Origin of the sequence: Streptomyces sp. NPDC057654 (assembly GCF_042800135.1) — a bacterium.
In the GTDB taxonomy this organism is placed as follows: Bacteria; Actinomycetota; Actinomycetes; order Streptomycetales; family Streptomycetaceae; genus Streptomyces.
On sequence record NZ_JBHVHQ010000619.1, the window covers coordinates 1 to 5,194 of the forward strand.

Genomic DNA, 5,194 nt, shown 5'->3' on the forward strand with positions numbered 1-5,194 from the left:
GCTGGGCCGCCTACGCGGCCGACCGGCAGGCCGAGGACCCCGCCTCCATGCTCAGCCTCTACCGCGCGGCGATCCGGTCGCGCACGGAGTTCGGCGAAGGCCCGCTGACCTGGCTCCCCGCGCCGGACCGCGCCGCCCGCGCCGCCTTCGGGCACACCCCCCTCGACCCGGCCCGCCGCGCCGCCGCCGCCCGCGCGGGCCGCGCCCCGGCGGCGGCGCACGCCGAGGCCGTCGCCCGTGTGTGGGCGGGATGAGCCGGCCCACACCGGCGGCCTCCCGTAACCCCGCACCCCGGCGGGCCGGCGCCCGGCACAATGGGGGAGTGGACGAGCCGATACCCGTGACCCGCGCCGTGGACCACGGCACCGCCAAGCTGATGCCGGACGTGGACCGGCCCCGCGCCTGGCTGCTCACGGTGGACGGCGCGCCCCAGTCGTACGTCGACCTGGACGACCCCGCCCACCTGGAGTTCGAGTACGCGCGCAGGCTCGCCCACGTCCTGGACGCGGCCGACGAGCCGGGCGCCCCCCTCGACGTGCTGCACCTCGGCGGCGGTGCGCTCACCCTGCCCCGCTACGTCGCCGCCACCCGCCCCGGCTCCCGGCAGCACGTGATCGAGGCGGACCGCGGACTGCTCGACCTGGTCGCCGAACATCTGCCGCTGCCGCCCGGCCCGGGGATCGAGGTAAGGGCGGCGGACGCCCGTACGGCCCTGGAAGAGGCCCCGGACGGATCGGCGGACGTGATCATCGCCGACGTCTACGGCGGCTCCCGGGTCCCGGCGCACCTCACCTCCGTCGAGTACGCGCGGTCGGCGGCCCGCGTTCTGCGCCCCGGCGGCCGCTATCTGGCCAACCTCGCCGACAGCGCCCCGTTCGCCTTCCTCCGCTCCCAACTGGCCACCCTCGCCACGGCCTTCGAGGAGCTGTGCCTGATCGCGGAGCCCTCGGTGCTGCGCGGGCGGCGGTTCGGCAATGCCGTCGTCGTCGCCTCGGACACGCCGATCCCGGTGGCGACGCTGGCCCGGCGGGCCGCGGCGGACGCCTTCCCGGCGCGCGTCGAGTACGGGGACGCGCTGGCGCGGTTCATCGCCGGGGCGGCGGCCGTGCACGACGACGGCGCGGTGCCGTCGCCGAGGCCGCCGGACGGGGCGTTCAGCATCGGCTGAGACCGGGAGACCGGGAGACCGGGAGGCCGGGGGGCCGGAGGGACGGTCGAAACCGGTCGGGCGGGCTGCGCGAAGGGCTCAGCTCAGGCGCTCGCCCTCGCGCTCCTCGGCCCCGGCCGGCTTCCCCGATGCCACGTCCGCCGGCTTCCGTACGAGACCGCGCACCCCCGGCACCATGAGCACCCCCGCCGTCAGCAGCACGATCAGCGCCGAGCACCCCCACAGCGCCGCCGGCCGGCCGACCAGCTCCTCGACGGGACCGGCCAGGGCCGTGGCCACCGGCAGCATCGCCACCGAGCCGAACCAGTCGTACGCCGAGACGCGCGAGAGCTTGTCCTCCGGGATCTCCTGGTGCAGCGCCGTCATCCAGGTGACGCCGAACACCTCCAGCGTGACGCCGACGGCGAACATGACGGAGATCAGCGCCGGTACGGACACCGGGACGGCGAGTGCCGCCGACGGCAGGGCGAGCGGGAAGACGCACAGGATGCCCGCCAGCAGCATCCGGCGCGGCCGCCACCGGGTCATCAGGAGGCCGCCGCCGATCGTGCCCGCGCCGAACGCGGCCAGCGCCAGCCCCCACGGCCGGGCCCCGCCCAGCTCGTCCCGGGCGACCAGCGGCCCGTACACCGACTCGGCCGCTCCCACCACGGCGTTGACCACCGCGAACTGCACGACGATGGTCCACAGCCACGGCCGTCCGGTGAACTCCCGCCACCCCTCGCGCAGATCGGCCAGCATGCCGCCGCCCGGCCCGCGGGCCGGAATGTGGCTGACGTCGAGGAAGGCGCGCAGAGCGCCCGAGAGCGCGAAGGCGGCGGCGTCCACGGCGAGCACCCAGCCCGCCCCGAAGGCGGCGACGAGCGCCCCGCCGAGGGCGGCGCCGCCGATCTGCGCGCCGTTGGTGCCCATCCGGAAGAACGCGAACGCCCTGGCCGCCTGCTCGCCGCTGACCGTCGACATCAGCATGCCCTCGGCCGCCGGGGCGAAGAACGCCTGCCCCGTGCCGCTGAGCGCGGCGAGCAGCGCCATCTGCCACAGCCGCGGCTCGCCCGCGAGCACCAGCACGGCGAAGGCCGCCTGGGAGAGGCAGTTCAGGGTGTTGGCCGCGACCATCACCCGGTGCCGCGGCAGCCGGTCGGCCAGCGCCCCGCCGATCAGCAGGAAGAGGACGAGCGGGACCGTACGGGCCGCGGCGACCAGTCCCACGTCCGTGCCGTCGCCGCCCGCCTGGAGCACCGCGAACGCCGCCGCGATCAGGGCGCCGGAGTTTCCGAGGCCCGAGACCACGGCGGCGGCGGTCAGCAGGGAGTAGTTGCGGCCCGCCCAGGCGGGGCGGCGGGGTCCGCGCCCGGCGGCGGACGGTCCGGTGGCGGCGGGTTCGGTCACCGGGTGGACTATCCCTGGGCACGGGCCCGGATGCCAACTCGGATACGGTCCGGATGCGACCCCGTACGGTGAGACCGCGATCCCGCACGGTCAGGACACAGGCCCGTACGGTCAGAACATGACCCCGTACGGTCAGGACACCGGCAGCGGCCGCAGCGTGCTCATGATCTTCTTGATGGTGGCGTCCGACAGCTCGTCCTTCACGCCGACGTCGGTGTAGAGCACCCAGGTCGCGAGATCCCCGGCGGTGTCCTTGTAGGACACGGTGAACACCTTGCCGTCCGTGGTGCACTTGTCGGTCTTCTTCACACCGGTCGCCTTGGCCGACGACCAGAAACCGGTCAGCCCGTGGTCGCTCTTGAAGGGCTGCGACTTGGTGCCCGCCAGATGGCCCGTCTTCTTGGTGTCGTAGGCGTAATAGGCCCAGCTAAGCGCCTCGACCTCCGCCGCCTGGGCCGGGCTCTTCGCGCTCTGCGCGCCCTTCGTGCCGGCTCCGCCCTGGCGGGTGTTCTTGGCGCAGCTGTCCGGCTTGTAGAAGGCGGGCGCCGTCATGCCCACGCCCTCGCCCTTGTCGTCCTGGAACCCGGTGGTCAGGCCGGGGGTCGCCACGTGCCAGTCCGGCGGGACGTCGAACGCGTCGTGGCGCAGCGGGTTGGCGACCGGCTTCCAGCCGTCGATCACCGGCTTCACGTCGCCGCTGCCCGCGCGCGGGTTGTCGGCCTCCTCCTCGCTGTCGTCTTGCGAAGCGGAGGCGGAGGCGGACGGCGACGGGGCACCGGTCGGCGAGGAGCTCTGCCCGCCCTTCGCCTCGTCCTTCTTCCCGCCGTCGCCGTCGCGGAACACGAACACCCCGGCGACCACGGCGGCGGCGACCACGGCGACGGCCGTGACGATCGCGATGGCGGTGCGCTTGCGCTTGCCGTCCGGCGGCTGCGGACCGCCCGGCGGCATCGGCGGCCCCCACTGCTGGTAGCCCGGCTGCGGACCGCCGGGCTGCTGGTACGGATTCGGCTGCTGAAGACCAGGCTGCTGCTGCCCGGGCTGCTGGTACCCCGGCGGCCGCTGATACGGGTCGGGCTGCTGGTGCCCCGATTGCTGATATCCCGGCTGTTGATATCCCGGTGGCCCGTACCCCGGCTGCTGGTACGGGTTCTGATTCGGGTCCTGCGGGTTCTGCTCGCCCCCGGGCGGCTGCTGTCCTGGCCACATGGCCGATAACGATAGATGGCGGGTGGGAGCGCTGCTACGGCCGTACCCTTCCATCTCTTCCGTGATGTGCTACCGGCTGGTAACTTCACGGCATGTCTGAAACCCCGCCCTCGATCGGCGAGATGCTCACGGCCACCGTGCCGATGGCCCGTACCCTCAACCTCGAATTCGTCGAGACCACCCCCGAGCGCGCGGTGGTCCGCCTGCCCGACCAGGCGGAATTCCACAATCACGTCGCGGGCCCGCACGCGGGCGCCATGTTCACCCTCGGCGAGTCCGCGAGCGGCGCGATCGTCCTCGCGGCCTTCGGCGACCAGCTCTCGCGGGCCGTACCGCTGGCCGTACGGGCCGAGATCGGCTACCGCAAGCTGGCGATGGGGCCGGTCACCGCGACGGCGGAAATCGGCCGTCCCATAGCCGACGTGGTCGCCGGACTCGACGCCGGGGAGCGCCCCGAATTCCCGGTGAACGTGGCGATCACGCGGGAGGACGGCGCCGTCACCGGCGAGATGACCATCGTGTGGACCCTGCGCCCCAACACCTGATCCGCCCGGATCGGGAGCGACCTCTCCCATCCCACGCTCAACCCGAGGCCGTCTGAGCGAGTCCCCTACTCCAGTAGGCTTCCCGGCGTACGCCCACGGGGGCGCGCCGGGCATGACGTGGGAAATTCTGGGAGGAACGGGCGTTGCATATCGACGGGCTACTAGAGACGGTACCCGCGGTCGCGGTGTACCTGCTGGTCGGCGGGGTCATCGGACTGGAGAGCCTGGGCATCCCGCTGCCCGGCGAGATCGTGCTCGTCAGCGCCACGCTGATGGCCGCCACCCAGGACCACATCAACCCGTACGTGCTCGGCGCGTGTGCGGTCGCGGGCGCCATCGTCGGCGACTCCATCGGCTATCTGATCGGCCGCAAGGGCGGCAAACCGCTGCTGGAGTGGCTCGGCCGCAAATTCCCCAAGCACTTCGGGCCCAAGCATGTGGCCACGGCCGAGCGGCAGTTCCAGAAGTGGGGCATGTGGGCCGTCTTCATCGGCCGGTTCATCGCACTGCTGCGGATCTTCGCCGGGCCGCTCGCGGGCGTGCTGAAGATGCCGTACTGGAAGTTCCTGATCGCCAACGTGCTCGGCGGCATCGTCTGGGCGGGCGGCACGGTCGCGGTCATCTACTCCGTCGGCAAGGTCGCCGAGAAGTGGCTCAGCAGCTTCGCCTGGGTGGGCCTGGTCGCGGCGCTCCTCTTCGGCCTCGGCTCGATGCTGGTGATGAAGAAGCGCCAGAAGAAGGCCGAGGAAGCCGAAGAAGCCGCGGAGGCGGCGGCCGCCGCCCACACCACCCCCCACACCGCGACGGTCGTCGCCGGAAACCACCCCAACGCGGGCTTACCATCCCAACGAGGTTTTAGGCCGGAGGCGACCCCCCCGGCTCT

At 73.1% G+C, this 5,194-nt stretch carries 5 protein-coding genes and 1 pseudogene; 4 read left to right on the forward strand and 2 right to left on the reverse strand.

Annotated elements, in window-relative coordinates; all coding sequences use genetic code 11:
- Together ACFU99_RS32050 and ACFU99_RS32055 are read left to right on the forward strand one after the other, a co-directional pair.
- Positions 1-254: pseudogene (locus tag ACFU99_RS32050) on the forward strand (alpha-glucosidase); the annotation flags it as partial.
- A gap of 68 nt (positions 255-322) precedes the next feature.
- On the forward strand, positions 323-1,168 hold the full coding sequence (locus ACFU99_RS32055) for a spermidine synthase (RefSeq protein WP_384398705.1): 846 nt from the start codon (positions 323-325) through the stop codon (positions 1,166-1,168).
- Between the two features lie 78 nt (positions 1,169-1,246).
- Here ACFU99_RS32055 and ACFU99_RS32060 read toward each other — a convergent pair whose 3' ends face one another.
- Positions 1,247-2,557 (reverse strand): MFS transporter, encoded by a 1,311-nt coding sequence (locus tag ACFU99_RS32060; protein ID WP_384398707.1) that lies wholly within the window; start codon positions 2,555-2,557, stop codon positions 1,247-1,249.
- Between the two features lie 132 nt (positions 2,558-2,689).
- A complete protein-coding gene (locus tag ACFU99_RS32065) occupies positions 2,690-3,766 on the reverse strand; it encodes a hypothetical protein (RefSeq protein ID WP_384398709.1) in 1,077 nt (358 codons plus the stop codon).
- Between the two features lie 92 nt (positions 3,767-3,858).
- Between ACFU99_RS32065 and ACFU99_RS32070 the strand changes: the two genes are divergently transcribed.
- Together ACFU99_RS32070 and ACFU99_RS32075 are read left to right on the forward strand one after the other, a co-directional pair.
- The gene (locus ACFU99_RS32070; RefSeq protein WP_384398711.1) at positions 3,859-4,311 is read left to right on the forward strand and encodes a DUF4442 domain-containing protein; all 453 of its coding nucleotides are present in this window, start codon (positions 3,859-3,861) and stop codon (positions 4,309-4,311) included.
- Positions 4,312-4,454: 143 nt separating this feature from the next.
- Positions 4,455-5,194, forward strand: a 740-nt coding sequence (locus ACFU99_RS32075; RefSeq protein ID WP_384398713.1) for a DedA family protein, incomplete at its 3' end; no start/stop codon positions are given.